The organism is Pseudomonas sp. 57B-090624 (assembly GCF_003234055.1).
Lineage (GTDB): Bacteria > Pseudomonadota > Gammaproteobacteria > Pseudomonadales > Pseudomonadaceae > Metapseudomonas > Metapseudomonas tohonis.
The window spans coordinates 1-14,788 of the sequence record NZ_QKRU01000062.1 but is presented as its reverse complement, the minus strand read 5'-3'; the positions used below and the strand labels follow the sequence as shown (position 1 = coordinate 14,788).

The 14,788-nt window shown below is 62.5% G+C and carries 14 protein-coding genes and 1 pseudogene; 9 read left to right on the top strand and 6 right to left on the bottom strand.

Features of this window, described 5'->3' with window-relative positions:
- Positions 1-93 precede the first annotated feature (93 nt).
- Positions 94-1,002 carry a DMT family transporter gene (locus DMX10_RS24410; protein WP_021220268.1) on the top strand — a complete coding sequence of 303 codons (909 nt, stop codon included), beginning with the start codon at positions 94-96 and terminating at the stop codon, positions 1,000-1,002.
- A gap of 172 nt (positions 1,003-1,174) precedes the next feature.
- Here DMX10_RS24410 and DMX10_RS24405 read toward each other — a convergent pair whose 3' ends face one another.
- Complete coding sequence (locus tag DMX10_RS24405; protein ID WP_111263524.1) at positions 1,175-2,260, bottom strand: polyamine ABC transporter substrate-binding protein; 1,086 nt, start codon at positions 2,258-2,260, stop codon at positions 1,175-1,177.
- A gap of 247 nt (positions 2,261-2,507) precedes the next feature.
- On the opposite strand from DMX10_RS24405, the gene DMX10_RS24400 reads away from it, so the two are divergent.
- Entirely contained in the window at positions 2,508-4,172 is a 1,665-nt protein-coding gene (locus DMX10_RS24400) for an MFS transporter (protein ID WP_111263523.1), read from the top strand.
- Positions 4,173-4,325: 153 nt separating this feature from the next.
- Here DMX10_RS24400 and cysK read toward each other — a convergent pair whose 3' ends face one another.
- The gene (gene cysK / locus DMX10_RS24395) at positions 4,326-5,300 is read right to left on the bottom strand and encodes a cysteine synthase A (RefSeq protein WP_111263522.1); all 975 of its coding nucleotides are present in this window, start codon (positions 5,298-5,300) and stop codon (positions 4,326-4,328) included.
- Between the two features lie 130 nt (positions 5,301-5,430).
- Here cysK and DMX10_RS24390 point away from each other — a divergent pair, with 130 nt between their 5' ends.
- The 5 genes from DMX10_RS24390 to DMX10_RS24370 all read left to right on the top strand — a co-directional run bounded on the left by DMX10_RS24390 (position 5,431) and on the right by DMX10_RS24370 (position 9,674).
- The gene (locus DMX10_RS24390) at positions 5,431-6,510 is read left to right on the top strand and encodes a DUF748 domain-containing protein (RefSeq protein WP_111263521.1); all 1,080 of its coding nucleotides are present in this window, start codon (positions 5,431-5,433) and stop codon (positions 6,508-6,510) included.
- 284 nt (positions 6,511-6,794) lie between these two features.
- Positions 6,795-7,640 (top strand): MoxR family ATPase, encoded by an 846-nt coding sequence (locus tag DMX10_RS24385; protein ID WP_111263520.1) that lies wholly within the window; start codon positions 6,795-6,797, stop codon positions 7,638-7,640.
- A 7-nt stretch (positions 7,641-7,647) separates the two neighbouring features.
- A complete protein-coding gene (locus DMX10_RS24380; RefSeq protein WP_111263519.1) occupies positions 7,648-8,082 on the top strand; it encodes a hypothetical protein in 435 nt (144 codons plus the stop codon).
- Positions 8,075-8,470 carry a GFA family protein gene (locus tag DMX10_RS24375; protein ID WP_111263518.1) on the top strand — a complete coding sequence of 132 codons (396 nt, stop codon included), beginning with the start codon at positions 8,075-8,077 and terminating at the stop codon, positions 8,468-8,470. Before DMX10_RS24380 ends, DMX10_RS24375 begins: the two co-directional genes overlap by 8 nt.
- Positions 8,471-8,495: 25 nt before the next feature.
- A complete protein-coding gene (locus tag DMX10_RS24370; protein WP_111263517.1) occupies positions 8,496-9,674 on the top strand; it encodes a VWA domain-containing protein in 1,179 nt (392 codons plus the stop codon).
- A gap of 72 nt (positions 9,675-9,746) precedes the next feature.
- Here DMX10_RS24370 and DMX10_RS24365 read toward each other — a convergent pair whose 3' ends face one another.
- Entirely contained in the window at positions 9,747-10,106 is a 360-nt protein-coding gene (locus DMX10_RS24365) for a hypothetical protein (RefSeq protein WP_111263516.1), read from the bottom strand.
- Between the two features lie 273 nt (positions 10,107-10,379).
- Between DMX10_RS24365 and DMX10_RS24360 the strand changes: the two genes are divergently transcribed.
- Entirely contained in the window at positions 10,380-10,796 is a 417-nt protein-coding gene (locus DMX10_RS24360) for a hypothetical protein (RefSeq protein WP_111263515.1), read from the top strand.
- Between the two features lie 59 nt (positions 10,797-10,855).
- Positions 10,856-11,146, top strand: coding sequence for a hypothetical protein (locus DMX10_RS32610; protein WP_146603057.1), 291 nt, complete (start codon positions 10,856-10,858; stop codon positions 11,144-11,146).
- Positions 11,147-11,220: 74 nt separating this feature from the next.
- Here DMX10_RS32610 and DMX10_RS33005 read toward each other — a convergent pair.
- From DMX10_RS33005 to DMX10_RS24350, 3 genes and pseudogenes are all read right to left on the bottom strand, one after another.
- A pseudogene (locus DMX10_RS33005) lies at positions 11,221-12,009 on the bottom strand (TonB-dependent siderophore receptor).
- A 280-nt stretch (positions 12,010-12,289) separates the two neighbouring features.
- Positions 12,290-12,991 (bottom strand): hypothetical protein, encoded by a 702-nt coding sequence (locus tag DMX10_RS33000; protein ID WP_178083004.1) that lies wholly within the window; start codon positions 12,989-12,991, stop codon positions 12,290-12,292.
- A 38-nt stretch (positions 12,992-13,029) separates the two neighbouring features.
- On the bottom strand, positions 13,030-14,196 hold the full coding sequence (locus DMX10_RS24350) for a type I restriction endonuclease (protein ID WP_111263546.1): 1,167 nt from the start codon (positions 14,194-14,196) through the stop codon (positions 13,030-13,032).
- Positions 14,197-14,788: the final 592 nt, after the last annotated feature.

Here is a 14,788-nt window from a genome sequence, read left to right as displayed (position 1 = left end):
CGCCGAGCTGTGCCGCCGATTTGAGCGCAAGGTGTCGATTGCGCCGCCGCCGGGGCGGCGTAAGCTGTGCCGCTCCTGCCTCGGAGCCACCCAATGAAACCCGCCGATCTCGTCCGCCTGTTGAGCCTCGCCGCCATCTGGGGCGCCAGCTTCCTGTTCATGCGCGTGCTGGTTCCGGTGATCGGCGCGCTGCCGACGGCGTTCTTCCGCGTGGCCATCTCGGCCATCGGCCTGGTGGCGATCCTGGCGCTGCTGCGGGTGACCTGGGACTTCCGCGGCAAGCTGGGCAAGATCCTGCTGATTGGCGTGGTCAGCTCGGGCATTCCCGCCGCCATGTACGCGCTCGCCGCCGAGGTGCTGCCGGCGGGCTACTCGGCCATCTTCAACGCCACCACGCCATTGATGGGCGTGCTGATCGGCGGGTTGTTCTTCGGCGAGAAGCTGACCCTGCCCAAGGCCGCCGGCGTGCTGCTGGGCCTGGCCGGCGTGGCGGTGCTGACCGGTGCCGGCCCGGTGGCCTTCGACGCCGACCTGCTGCGCGGTGCCCTGGCCTGCCTGATGGCGACCACCTGCTACGGCTTCGCCGGCTTCTTCACCAAGCGCTGGATCAACGATGCCGGTGGCCTCGACAGCGGCCTCTCGGCCTTCGGTGCCCAGGCCGGTGCGACGCTGTGCCTGCTGCCGATCTTCCTCGCCAGCAGCCACGCCATGCCCCTGGCACCCCTGGCCGAGCCGGGCATCTGGCTGGCGCTGGCCGGGCTGGGGCTGCTGTGCACCTCGTTCGCCTACGTCATCTACTTCCGCCTGATCGCCAACGTCGGTCCGGTGAAGACCATGACGGTGACCTTCCTCATCCCGCTGTTCGGGGTGTTCTGGGGCGCACTGCTGCTGGACGAGTCGCTGTCCTGGGCGCACCTGCAGGGCGGCGTGCTGATCGCCCTGGCGCTGTGGCTGGTGCTGCGCCCGACGGTGGCGGCGGTGAAGGTGGAGCAGGCGTCTTAGGTGAGTGGGGCCCGACGCGGGTTGCACCCGCCCTACGCGTTGCCACTCCTGTAGGTCGGGTGAAACCCGACGCTGCGGTGTTGACTGATCGCGGATGAATCCGCTCCCACAAGAACAATGCCCATAAGAAAAACGCCCCGGCAAGCCGGGGCGTTGGTGTTTCAGCGCGGGGTCATTTGCCGGTCTTGACGGTGTTCCAGGTGCGGGTGCGCACGCGGTCGATCTTCAGCGGCATGGATTCCAGGGCGAACAGCTTGGCCATGACGTCGGCCGGCGGGTAGATCGCCGGGTCGGCCTTGATCTCGGCTTCCACCAGCGGTTCGGCGGCGTTGTTGCCGTTGGCGTAGTGCACGTAGTTGCTGACGCCGGCGATCACCTCGGGGCGCAGCAGGTAGTTCATGAAGGCGTAGCCGGCCTTCTCGTCGTGCGCGTCCACCGGCATGGCGATCATGTCGAACCACATCGGCGAGCCTTCCTTGGGCGTGGAGTACCTGATCTCGACGCCGTTGCCGGCCTCCTTGGCGCGGGTGGCGGCCTGGAGGATGTCGCCGGAGAAGCCGACGGCCACGCAGATCTCGCCGTTGGCCAGGTCACCCACGTACTTGGAGGAATGGAAGTAGCGCACGAAGGGGCGGACCTTGAGCAGCGCGGCCTCGGCGGTCTTGTAGTCCTCCGGCTTCTTGCTGTGGTGCGGCAGGCCCAGGTAGTTGAGGGTGATGGGCAGCAGCTCGGGGCCGTTGTCGAGGATGGCGACGCCGCACTTGGCGAGCTTCTCCATGTTCTCGGGCTTGAAGATCAGGTCCCAGGAATCCAGCGGTGCGTTGTCGCCGAGCACTTCCTTGACCTTGGCCGGGTTGTAGCCAATGCCGGTGCTGCCCCAGAGGTAGGGGAAGCCGTGCTCGTTGCCCGGGTCGTTGACTTCCAGGGCCTTGAGCAGCGCCGGGTTGAGGTTCTTCCAGTTGGGCAGCTGGCTCTTGTCGAGCTTCTTCAGCGCACCGGCCTGGATCTGCTTGGCCATGTAGTGGTTGGACGGGACGACGATGTCGTAGCCGGATTTGCCGGTCATCAGCTTGCCGTCGAGGGTCTCGTTGCTGTCGTAGACGTCGTAGGTGGCCTGGATCCCGGTCTCCTTGCTGAACGTGGCGACGGTGTCCGGCGCGATGTAGTCGGTCCAGTTGTAGATCTTCACCGTGTCGGCGGCCTGTGCAGCTCCGGACACGGCGAGGGTCAGGAGCAGAGGCGCGAAGGAACTTCTCATTGTCTTTGTTTCCTGGCTGCGAGTTGGGAATCGGGGCACGGCAAGCGTAGTCGATACCGGCGTTGCGCCAGCTTTACCGCGGTGGCCGGGCGAGACAATCACACCAAAGTCCCAGCGGACCCGCGAGGAAGAACGCCACTGGCGAAAACCGCCGATCCGGCCTTTGCCCACCGGGGCGGTGTCTACACTTGCGCGGTAACCAGGGACCGGCGCCCATGGCCCGGTCCGGCCTCGCAAGGAACCCCGCATGCTCCAGTCCGTATCGCCGAAGAACGACCTGCCGCGCACACCCGAATCCGAGGAGCCGCCCAAGAGCGGCCTGTTCAGCCCCTTCACCATCACCGCGTTCCGCATCATCTGGATCGCCAACCTGTTCGCCAACCTGGGCACCTGGGCGCAGTCGGTGGCCGCCGCCTGGGTGGTGACCGAGGCCCACGCCAGCCCGCCGACGGTGGCGATGATCCAGGTCGCCGCCGCGTTGCCGCTGGTGCTGCTGTCGATCATGTCCGGGGTGCTGGCCGACAACCACGACCGGCGCAAGATCATGATGGCGGGCCTGGCCTTCGAGATGAGCGGCGCGACCTTCCTCACCGCCATGGCCTTCTTCGGCTACCTGGACCCGCTGCTGCTGATCGTCTCCATCCTGTGGATCTCCATCGGTGGCTCCATCACCATCCCGGCCTGGCAGGCGGCGGTGAACGAGCAGGTGCCGGCGAAGATGGTGGGCGATGCGGTGCTGCTCAACAGCGTCAACTACAACGTCGCGCGCGCCGCCGGCCCGGCCATCGGCGGGCTGATGCTCAGCGCGGTGGGGCCGGCCTGGGTCTTTCTGTTCAACTGCCTGTGCTACCTGGGGCTGATCTGGGCCATTTGGCGCTGGCGCCGGGTGCTGCCGGTGCGCACCCTGCCGCCGGAGCGGCTGATGGAAGGCGTGGTCGCCGCGCTGCGCTTCACCCAGTACTCCAGCGTCACCCGCCTGGTGATGCTGCGCTCCTTCTCCTTCGGTATCTCGGCCAGCGCCGTGTGGGCCTTGCTGCCGCTGCTGGCGCACCGCAACCCGGACGGCGACGCGGCGGTTTACGGCTACATGCTCGGCGCCCTGGGCGTGGGGGCGATCCTCGGCAGCCTGGGGGTGAACCTGGCACGAAGACGCATCGGCACCAGCCGCCTGATCAGCTTCGGCGGGCTGCTGCTGGGCCTGGTGCTGCTGGCGCTGGGCTCGCTGGACAGCCTGTGGGTGATCTTCCCGGCGCTGGTGCTGGGCGGCGCCTGCTGGATCGCGGCGGTGGCCAGCTACAACTCGGCGGTGCAGATCCTGGTGCCGGACTGGGTCAAGGCGCGCGCCCTGGCGCTTTACCAGACGGCGCTCTACGGCGGCCTGGCGCTGGGCTCGTTCCTCTGGGGCCACCTGGCGGAAACCATGGGGGTGAAGGGCGCGCTGTTCGCCGCCGGCTGCCTGATGATCGCCTGCGCCTTCCTGCTCTATCAGTCGCGCCTGCCGGAGCTGGACGCCACCAGCATCGCCCATGCGGTGACCACCCTGCCCGGCCAGCCCACCTTCGTCTTCAACCCCGGCCGCGGCGCGGTGCTGGTGACCATCGAATACCGCATCCCGGTGGAGCGCACCCGCGACTTCGTCCGTGCCATGCAGATACTCCGCCGCCTTCGCCTGCGCAACGGCGCCGACCGCTGGGCGCTGTACCGCGACACCAGCGACCAGGAGAACTGGCAGGAAATCCTCCTGGTGGACAACTGGCTGCAGCACCTGCGCATGCTCGACCGCCTGACCATCGCCGACAAGGCGATCATCGACAACGTGACCATGCTCCACGAGGGCGAGGAGCCGCCACGGGTGAGGCATGGGGTCAGCTACGAGTCGGGGAGTTATGAAACCAAGGCAGCCAAGAGCTAGAAGCTGGAAGCTGGAAGGGAGACGCGCCTTGTAGGATGGCGTAGAGCGAAGCGAAACCCATGCTGCCAGCGACCGCCTCGCGCTCCCGGGCGAATGAATTCGCCCACACTAGGGGCGCATGCCCCCAGCGAGCCGGGGGCATGCTGGCAGGCCTTACTGCTGCAGTTCCTGCTCGGTGAACAGGCCGTCGAAGAGCATGGTGGAGAGGTAGCGCTCGCCGGAGTCGGGGAGGATGACGACGAGGGTCTTGCCCTGCATCTCCGGCTTCTCGGCCAGGCGCACGGCGACAGCCATGGCGGCGCCGCCGGAGATGCCGCAGAGGATGCCTTCCTCGCGCATCAGGCGCAGGGCCATCGCCTTGGATTCGTCGTCGGTGATCTGCTCGACGCGGTCGACGATGGAGAGGTCGAGGTTCTTCGGCACGAAGCCCGCGCCGATGCCCTGGATCTTGTGCGGGCTGGGCTTGACCTCCTCGCCGGCGAGGGTCTGGCTGATCACCGGCGAGGTGACCGGCTCGACCGCCACCGAGAGGATCGGCTTGTTGCACTGCTGCTTGATGTAGCGCGACACGCCGGTGATGGTGCCGCCGGTGCCGACGCCCGCCACCAGCACGTCCACCGCGCCGTCGGTGTCGTTCCAGATTTCCGGGCCGGTGGTCTTCTCGTGGATGGCCGGGTTGGCCGGGTTCTCGAACTGTTGCAGCAGCAGGTACTGCTCGGGGTTGCCGGCGGCGATCTCGGCGGCCTTCTCGATGGCCCCTTTCATGCCCTTGGCCGGCTCGGTGAGCACCAGCTCGGCGCCGAGCGCCTTGAGCACCTTGCGACGCTCCAGGCTCATGGAGGACGGCATGGTGAGGATCAGCTTGTAGCCACGGGCGGCGGCGACGAAGGCCAGGCCGATGCCGGTGTTGCCGGAGGTGGGCTCCACCAGGGTCATGCCGGGGCGCAGGCGCCCATGCTCCTCGGCGTCCCAGATCATGTTCGCGCCGATGCGGCACTTCACCGAATAGGCCGGGTTGCGCCCCTCGACCTTGGCGAGGATGGTCACGCCCTTCGGGCCGAGCCGGTTGATCATCACCAGCGGGGTGTTGCCGATGGCCTTGGAGTTGTCTGCGTAGATACGGGTCATCGTCCTGTCCTTAGAGGTGGCGGGCGGTTGGAAGGCGACCAGCCTATGCCCGCGCGCCAGTGCAGTCCAGCCGAACTCATTGCAGTGGGCGGCAGTCCATGAAAGAGAATCGCCCCCGGCGGATGCCCCCATGAAAAGACGCTACAGCCTGCCCCTCGGGGCGCTCCTCACCCTCGTCCTGCTGCTGGTGGTGGCGCACTTCGCGCTGCCCTGGCTGATCCGTGACTACCTCAACGGCAAGCTCGCCGACATGGGCGAGTACCGCGGCCATATCGCCGATGTCGACCTGGCCTGGTGGCGCGGCGCCTATCGCATCAACGGCCTGTCCATCGTCAAGGCCGATGGCGCGATCCCGGTGCCGCTGCTGGACGCCCCGGGCATCGACCTGGCGGTGAGCTGGCACTCGCTCTGGTACGACCACAGCGTGGTGGCGCGGGTGATCTTCGAGGCGCCGGAGGTGAACTTCGTCGACGGCGGCAAGAACAGGCAGGACTCCCAGACCGGTGCCGGCACCGACTGGCGCGACCAGTTGAACAAGCTGCTGCCCATCACCCTCGACGAGGTGCGCGTGGTCAACGGCCGCATCGCCTTCCACAACTTCAGCTCGACGCCCAAGGTGGACATCGATGCCAGCGAGGTGAACGCCAGCCTCTACAACCTGACCAACGTCGCCGACGACAGCGGCGAGCGCGTGGCGCGCTTCGAGGGCCGTGCGCAGCTGCTCGGCCACGCGCCGCTGGAGGTGGAGGCACGCTTCGACCCGTTCAAGAACTTCGAGGACTTCGAGCTGCGCCTGCGCGCCCGCGACGTCGACCTGCCCCGGCTCAACGACTTCTCCCGCGCCTACGGCCGCTTCGACTTCAAGGCCGGCAGCGGCGACCTGGTGATCGAGGCCCGTGCCGATAACGCCCAGCTCAGCGGCTACATCAAACCGCTGCTGCGCAACGTCGACGTGTTCGACTGGGAGCAGGACGTGGAGAACGACGACAAGGGCTTCCTCCGCTCCCTGTGGGAGGCCCTGGTCGGCGGCGGCGAGACGGTGCTGAAGAACCAGCAGCGCGACCAGTTCGCCACCCGCGTGGAACTCAGCGGCAACGTGCATCGCCAGGACATCAGCGCCTTCCAGGCCTTCCTGTCGATCCTGCGCAACGCCTTCATCGAAGCCTTCACCACCCGCTTCGAACGACCGCCGCCGGAGAAGAACGACTGAGGGCGACAGCCGGGCGAGCCCCGGCGCCCCTCCCAGGGGGCGCATGGCTGTTGCCGAAGGTGACAGCCGCCCGCCTGCCAGGCCCGTGCTTGAGCCACCGCCCATCGCAGGTCGGGGTACGCGCCGGGCCGGGAGTGTCTAGGCTGGAAGGAGAGTGACCGCCCATTCAGTGACTGAATGCCCCGTCTGCGTTCACAGTGCGCCGGGCCGCGCGTTATAGTCGGCCTTTCCGTAAATACTGAAGGCCCCGGCCGAGCCGGGCGTTACCGTTCGAGGATTCCCTGATGAAGTTCGAAGGCACCCAGTCCTACGTCGCCACCGACGACCTCAAGCTTGCGGTCAACGCCGCCATCACCCTGCAACGCCCACTGCTGGTCAAGGGCGAGCCGGGCACCGGCAAGACCATGCTCGCCGAGCAACTGGCCGAGTCCTTCGGTGCCCGCCTGATCACCTGGCACATCAAGTCCACCACCAAGGCGCACCAGGGCCTGTACGAGTACGACGCGGTGAGCCGCCTGCGTGATTCGCAGCTGAACTCCGAGAAGGTCCACGACGTTCGCAACTACATCAAGAAGGGCAAGCTGTGGGAGGCGTTCGAGTCCGAAGAGCGCGTGATCCTGCTGATCGACGAGATCGACAAGGCCGACATCGAATTCCCCAACGACCTGTTGCAGGAACTCGACAAGATGGAGTTCTACGTCTACGAGACCGACGAGACCATCAAGGCCAAGCAGCGCCCGATCATCATCATCACCTCCAACAACGAGAAGGAACTGCCGGACGCCTTCCTGCGCCGCTGCTTCTTCCACTACATCGCCTTCCCGGATCGCGAGACCCTGCAGAAGATCGTCGATGTGCACTACCCCAACATCAAGAAGGACCTGGTCGCCGAGGCGCTGGACGTGTTCTTCGACGTGCGCAAGGTGCCGGGCCTGAAGAAGAAGCCCTCCACCAGCGAGCTGGTCGACTGGCTGAAGCTGCTGATGGCCGACAACATCGGCGAAGCCGTACTGCGCGAGCGTGATCCCACCAAGGCCATCCCGCCCCTGGCCGGCGCCCTGGTGAAGAACGAGCAGGACGTGCAGCTGCTGGAACGCCTGGCGTTCATGAGCCGCCGCGCCAGCCGCTGAGGCTGCGATGGACATCGAGCGGATCAGACGCAAGCGCCAGAAGAACGTTCAGGAGCAGTCTCTGCTCCGGCGTGAAGGCCTGCGACTGACCGCCGAGTACTACCGCAACCAGCCAGACGAATTGCCTCGCGTGCTCCTGCACCACCCGCAGGCACTGGGGATCGACTGGAGCCGCACCATCATGGTCGACCTGCATATAGAGCAATACGGCGGTCATTCAGTCAGCGGCCTGCTGCTGACCCAAGACTGCCGGTTCATTGAGTTCGACCTCGATACCAACGAGGACTACTCCAAGCTGGATGCCAAAGGCCGCAACCTTTGGCATGACGTGACAGAGCAGACCTCGACCTCCCGCCATAACCGCGGGACGGGTGTCAGCGACGGTGCCTGGGCCCTGGAAGTCCAACGCCAGCTCAACGGAGAGGCCAGCGACAATGCATAACGGCAGCTGCCTGTGCGGCGCGGTGAAGTACCAGATCGACGCGCCCATCGAATCCGCCACCCATTGCCATTGCAGCCAGTGCCGCAAGGGCCATGGCGCCGCGTTCGCCAGCTACGGCAACGTGCGCTGGAGCAGCTTCCGCTGGACCGCAGGCGAAGATCGGGTGACCCGCTATCACTCCAGCCCCGGCGTCACCCGCAGCTTCTGTCGGCAGTGCGGCGCCACCCTGCAGTGGTACAGCGACAAGGCCCACCCCAACTGGGTGTCGATCGCCCTGGGCACGCTGGACTCGCCCCTGGGCGAGATCCCGCAGAAACACATCTACCCCGAATCCAAGGCCGACTGGTACGCCATAGCCGACGGCCTGCCCCGGGAACCCCGTTCCTGAGGCCAACCAGCAAGAGGGCGCAGCCATGCTGCTCAACCTGTTCAACGAAATGCGCGCGGCCAAGGTGCCGGTCTCCGTCCGCGAGCTGCTGGACCTGATCAACGCGCTGAAGCACAACGTGGTGTTCGCCGACATGGACGAGTTCTACTTCCTGTCGCGCACCATCCTGGTCAAGGACGAACGCCATTTCGACAAGTTCGACCGGGCCTTCGGCGCCTACTTCAAGGGCCTGGAAAACCTCAACCAGCACATCGAGGCGCTGATCCCCGAGGAATGGCTGCGCAAGGAATTCGAGCGCATGCTGACCGACGAGGAGCGCGCGCAGATCCAGTCCCTCGGCGGCCTGGACAAGCTCATCGAAGAATTCAAGAAGCGCCTGGAAGAACAGAAGGAACGCCACGCCGGCGGCAACAAGTGGATCGGCACCGGCGGCACCAGCCCCTTCGGCTCCGGCGGCTTCAACCCCGAGGGCATCCGCGTCGGCGACGCCGGCAAGCGCCAGGGCAAGGCCGCCAAGGTGTGGGACCAGCGCGAGTACAAGAACCTCGACGACCAGGTGGAACTGGGCACCCGCAACATCAAGGTCGCCCTGCGCCGCCTGCGCAAGTTCGCCCGCCAGGGCGCCCAGGACGAACTCGACCTGGACGGCACCATCGACCACACCGCCCGCGACGCCGGCCTGCTCAACATCCAGATGCGCCCCGAGCGCCGCAACAGCGTGAAGCTCCTGCTGCTGCTGGATATCGGCGGCTCCATGGACGCCCACGTGAAGGTCTGCGAAGAACTCTTCTCCGCCTGCAAGACCGAGTTCAAGCACCTGGAGTACTTCTACTTCCACAACTGCGTGTACGAATCGGTGTGGAAGAACAACCTGCGCCGCACCTCCGAACGCACCTCCACCCTGGACCTGCTGCACAAGTACGGCGCGGACTACAAAGTGGTGTTCGTCGGCGACGCCGCCATGGCCCCCTACGAAATCACCCAGGCCGGCGGCAGCGTCGAACACTGGAACGAAGAGCCGGGCTACGTCTGGATCAAGCGCTTCATGGAGAAGTACAAGAAGCTCATCTGGATCAACCCCTACCCCAAGGACACCTGGAACTACACCGCCTCGACCAATATCGTGCGCGAGCTGATCGAGGACCAGATGTACCCGCTGACATTGAGCGGGCTGGAAGACGGGATGAAGTTCCTGTCGAAGTGACAAGAAAAACGGGCCCGGAAGGGCCCGTTTCATTTCCTGGATGCTCAGCTCCCGGCAGCCCTTCGGGGCCGCTTATTTTGGGTTCGGCCCTTCCTCGTAGATCACCTCGATCTCGCCGACGATATTGTCGTTGAGGGCCTCGAGGTCCTCGGCCGGGATCCACCATTCGGTATGGCGGCTGCCGCCGACCTGCTCGATCCGATACTTCTCGACGAACTCGCGCCGCACCCTGAAGCGGGTCACGTAACCCTTCTTGAAGTCCGTGACGTTCCACTTGTTGATCTCGATGGCGTAGGCCTCGTTGGTCACCGGGTAGAAGATCGGCTGCCCCGGCAGCCTGGGCGGCCAGCGCTTGAACCCGCTGGCGGCAACCAGGGCAAGCTCCTTCTCGCCGCAGGGGCGGTACATGGTAATAAAGTCATCCGTGGTCATTTTTTATCCTTCCTTGAACTATGAATCGCCATTGAGGCGCGGCAGATTCTGGGGCTTTTGCTCGCCTGGTAAGCCTTCATTTGGGTTGGTTGCGTAGTTTCGGCAGTATCAGAGCGCTTCAGCAAGCTACAACCTGCCCCGGGCTGAAGCCCGGGCTACGATCGAGGACCGGAGGCACCGGCTTGCATTGAGGGGCTGGAGGACAGGATGAAGTTCCTGTCAAATTGACGAGGAAATGGGTCGAAAGCGATCCGTTGAGTTTTGAGGCCAAGGATGCGCGAAATAAAACTTCCAATCTCCTTCGAGCGGATTCGCGGTTTCACCCGGATCGTCGATGGGGTATTCCACATCGTGAATTACGACGAAGTTATCCGGGTGACTCTCGGCGAACCTCCCTCTGCGCAAGACACCGATGACGACCCCTACGCGTTCGAAGATGACCACCACGAAGACTTCTACGGTGTAACCGACAAACGCCCTCACCTGGCAAATGGCACCCATGAGGTCAGCTATGACTTCATGCCCTCCCAGAACGAAACGACCGTAACCGTCAGAGCACCGAGTGGGACGCATGACATCGTGTTTCCGACGCGTTCCGGGGACTGGTTCGTGGCGACATTGGAGGACGAAGGGCGGTACCTGGTGATTGCAGAGCCTTGGTCCTTGCGTCTCTATGAGCTCCAGGCATAAATGCTCCGGGACATCGGAAAGCCAACATTGATGCCCCCGAACGTCATTGGACTCAGTGAATGATTACATTGATCAAAGAGCTGCCAGGCAGTTTGCTGGGCAAGCGCGAATGGTGGCAAGCCGGCTCATGGACAGTGTTGGTAGCCCATGGCAGTGGTCGCTGTGGGCTTTCTGTTTGCGACGCAGAACGACGTGATGTAACCGCGGCAATTGCACTTCAAATGCAGAACCATGTGGGGCAGCCCGTGCAACTAACCCAGACCATAGATGCCTGGATGATTACTTCTCCGCCAGAAGACATCATGTTCCTGCTTCAAACAATAGAAAGCATCACGACGCTCGACCGTTGAGGAATTGGGTATCTGCCCCCCTCATTTGGCAAAGCCGGTGCCGCCCCCTCCCCGCTCCGGGAGGGGGCTTGCCGTTAGAAGCGGTAGTCCACCGCCATCATCAGGTTCCGCGGTGCGCCGTAGTTGCTGTAGTAGCCGGCGTAGCTGTAGTACTCGCGATCCAGGGCGTTGCTGAGGTTGAGCGAGACGTCCATCTGCGGGGTGAGCGCGTAGCGGGTCATGAGGTTGACCAGGGCGTAACTGCCCTGGTCGAAGCTGCGCAGGTCGCTGCCCACCTTGTTTTGCCAGTTGACCCCGCCGCCCAGCGTGAGCGGGTTGAGGGCGCCGTCGAGGCGGTAGCTGGTGAAGGTCTTGAGGCTGTGACGGGGCAGCGCGGTGTTGATGTGCTGGTCGTCGGCGTTGGTGGTGACGACGTAGCCGGCCGAGGCTTGCCAGCCTTCGGCGAGCTGGCCGTCCAGGATCAATTCCAGGCCGCGCGCGGTGGTGTCCTGCTCGGCGCGGTAGACGTTGCTGCCCGGGTATTACGCCTGCTAGATGGCGAGGTTGTCCCGGTGCATTTCGAATAGCGCGACGCTGCTGTTGAGCTGGCCGCCGAGGTGGCTGCCCTTGAGGCCGACTTCGAAGCCTTCGCCTTCCATGGAGTCGAGCGGTTTGTTCTGTCCGTCGCGGACCCAGGACTCCTGCGGGTTGAAGATGCTGGTGTAGCTGGCGTAAGCGGCCCATTGCTCATCGAGGTTGTAGACCACGCCGATGTAGGGGATGAACACGCCGGTCTCCCGCGAGCGGGTGTCACTGGCAGTGCCCGCGTAGGGGCGGTCTTCGGTGTCGCGTTTCCAGTCCACCAGGCGCCCGCCGAGGATCAGGCTGAGGTCGTCGGTGACGTGGAAGCGGCCGATGAGGTAGCCGGCGTACCGGCTTGGGGTTATTGCCGCTGTAGTTTAAGAGGTTGGGGATGGCGCCATCCGGGGAGCTGGAGTAGTCGTAGCGCCAGCCGCCGTAGCTCGGGGTGTGCTCGCGGTAGCGCGACAGGGTGAGGTCGCCAATCAGCTCGTGCTCGCGGCCCAGCAGGCTGAAGGGGCTGGAGGAGGGAATGCGATTTAAGAAAGGGCCCGGAGGGCCCTTTCTCGTTACTTAAAACTTTAACTAGCCAGGCAGCTTAGGCAATCCCCACCCGCCCTTACCATCCAGAGACATTATCGACAGTAGATAGTTATCAATTTGTCTCAGCGAGAATTTCTCATTTTGCGTATCTGCCAAATGCCCTTGAAGTTGAATGACTCTCTCGCACCATGCGCCATAGTGAGAAACCTTTCCGAACATCCTCCATCCGCGATAACTCAATCCCAACGCATCCATTACCCAAGACCATCCTTCCCGGACGTAGGAATCAACTATTGGAAAGAAGTGCGGACGATGAAAATGCAAGTACTTGGAGGCTAGACTGCTATTCTCTCGGCCATTTGCCTTGGCTAATGCACCGGCCAGTTCAAGGTGAACCTCTACCGCAAAGGGAATGCGCTCAAGGGTAAGGCTTTCATCCAATGACAACTCAGAGAGCAGCGCTTCAAGCTTTGACTTCGAGATAGCATCTGCTGCCTCAATCACTACCACCAACGCTTGCCGCTCATCCTTCTGATCGCCATTGGTTTTTCTGCGTTCTACGGACGCTGAATATGTCCGACCAATCAACATCAGCTTCCCAATAATCTGAGAGCGATCCGTATTGCTAGGATTCCTCTCAACAGATTCGTAAAGCATTTGATTGAGGACATCAAAGGGAGGGCAACCAAATTCGTTGCCAAGCCACTCGACCTTAGGGGGATACCACGAAAGATTTTGACTCATTCAACTACCACCGACGAATCAGATACATAGACTGAAGATCATTCACCGGACTTTCGCCCACGCGAAAAATTCTCGTCCTTACGGCAGAACTCCAGGCTATCGGCAAGAATCCCTCTGATCCTTCTCAGATTTTCAGGTTTGTCGATTAGGATTTGATCCCCCGCCCCGACTTCCAGGCCAGCCCGATTTATTTCCGCCCGCTGCTGCTGATCAAGATCAACAATAAACTTCACCGAAGGTCTCTTTTTATCTCCCCAATAGCGAAGCAACCAACGGTTTGTCTTACCCTGATAAAGGCAGGAGTAATAGCCCTCGTTATCTTTCCCGACGACCTCTGCTTCTTCACCCAGCAACTCCTGAACAATCCGCAACACCTCGCGCTCAGCGGCGGTGGTAACGATATTGGGATTTTCCGGATCAACAATTTCACGACTATCGGCAGTTAGAACATCAGCTTCACTCTGAGCCTGCTGAAGAGTAGGTGCAGGAGCTGACGGAGCAGAAAGCCCGCTTACCACCATTTCGCTGACAGCGCGTTCAACAGCGGTACGTACCAAAGGAGTGATTAATTCAAGAAAACGAGCATTGAGTTGTCTATTAATATTTGACCGCCCAGCGACATAGCGAACAAAATCAATATCAACCTCGCGAAGACTTGAACTAATAGTCTTCTTGAAGGCATGAAGGTATATATTTTCTTCCGCTAGCGTACGAAGTTGATCCGGCTGAAATTCATCGTGCCGGAAATTGTAAAGATGAGCAAAATCATGAACTGGACCTTCCACCAAATCAATCTTCAGGAATGGCTTCTCATCCATTATATTTTTCTCCACCAAATCGGTGAAGAAACGCCACTCTTGACCATTGGTTATTACAGCCATTGTGACACTTGGAGTCGCATTAAAATAACGAGCCAGTTGCGGACAATGGTTATTGAGCTTTTCGGAGTGAGCCTTGGCCTCAATAAACATAACCGGAGTTCCATTGCTGAACAGCGCATAGTCCACCCGTTCAGATGCCTTTACACCGGGGAAGTCTGAGGCAAACTCTGCCCGTACCTTGGTTGGGTCGTAGGGACTGAAGCCCAAAATATCAAGCAGCGGTAGGATGAGCGCCTGCTTGGTTGTCTCTTCACCAGAACAATGCGGCGCAACTTTCTTGACGTGTTCAACGTGGGCATTAATGCGAGAAAGAAATTCTTGCATGCTGAGGTCCCTCTCATGTGGTGGCAGTTTGCCGACATTGCTCGTAACACCCGTCAGCGTCAAGTAGGACAAAGCGCCAGCTTTACCGTCCTCTTTCCTGGGCGATCTTTGAATCAGCCAACCTGAGAGCAAATACGAGGGCTGTGGCAATCAAGAAGTCAGGCGCCAAGCTGATCCGACTCTTCAGGACCTTGCAACCGGCCTTTTCCCGCCTCTCTCCCGAATCGGAGAGGAGTGCAAGTCATGAGCGCACGCAATGCTGATGCCAGTCGTGAGTGATGGGGCGGGGACAATGCCCCTTCAGAAGGCCGAGTGGAATCGGCGTGGAAGGGGTTGAGCGACATGGATGTCGCGAGAGCGCTGTCGGGCCAAGGAGGGCCCGTCAGCGCGTACCCCTGGAGCGACGATGTAGCGAGGGAACCCGACGCAGTCGGGCCGTATGCAGGGGCGAGTTTTTTGGTTCCTTTTCAACGACTGGAAAAGGGACTCGCCCGGGAGGGCGAAACAAAAAGCATCCGCAGAACTCGATAACCAGCTTGGCTTCTCCACCCCGTCGGCACGCCATACCCGGCCTGGGGCGTTGGCCATGCCC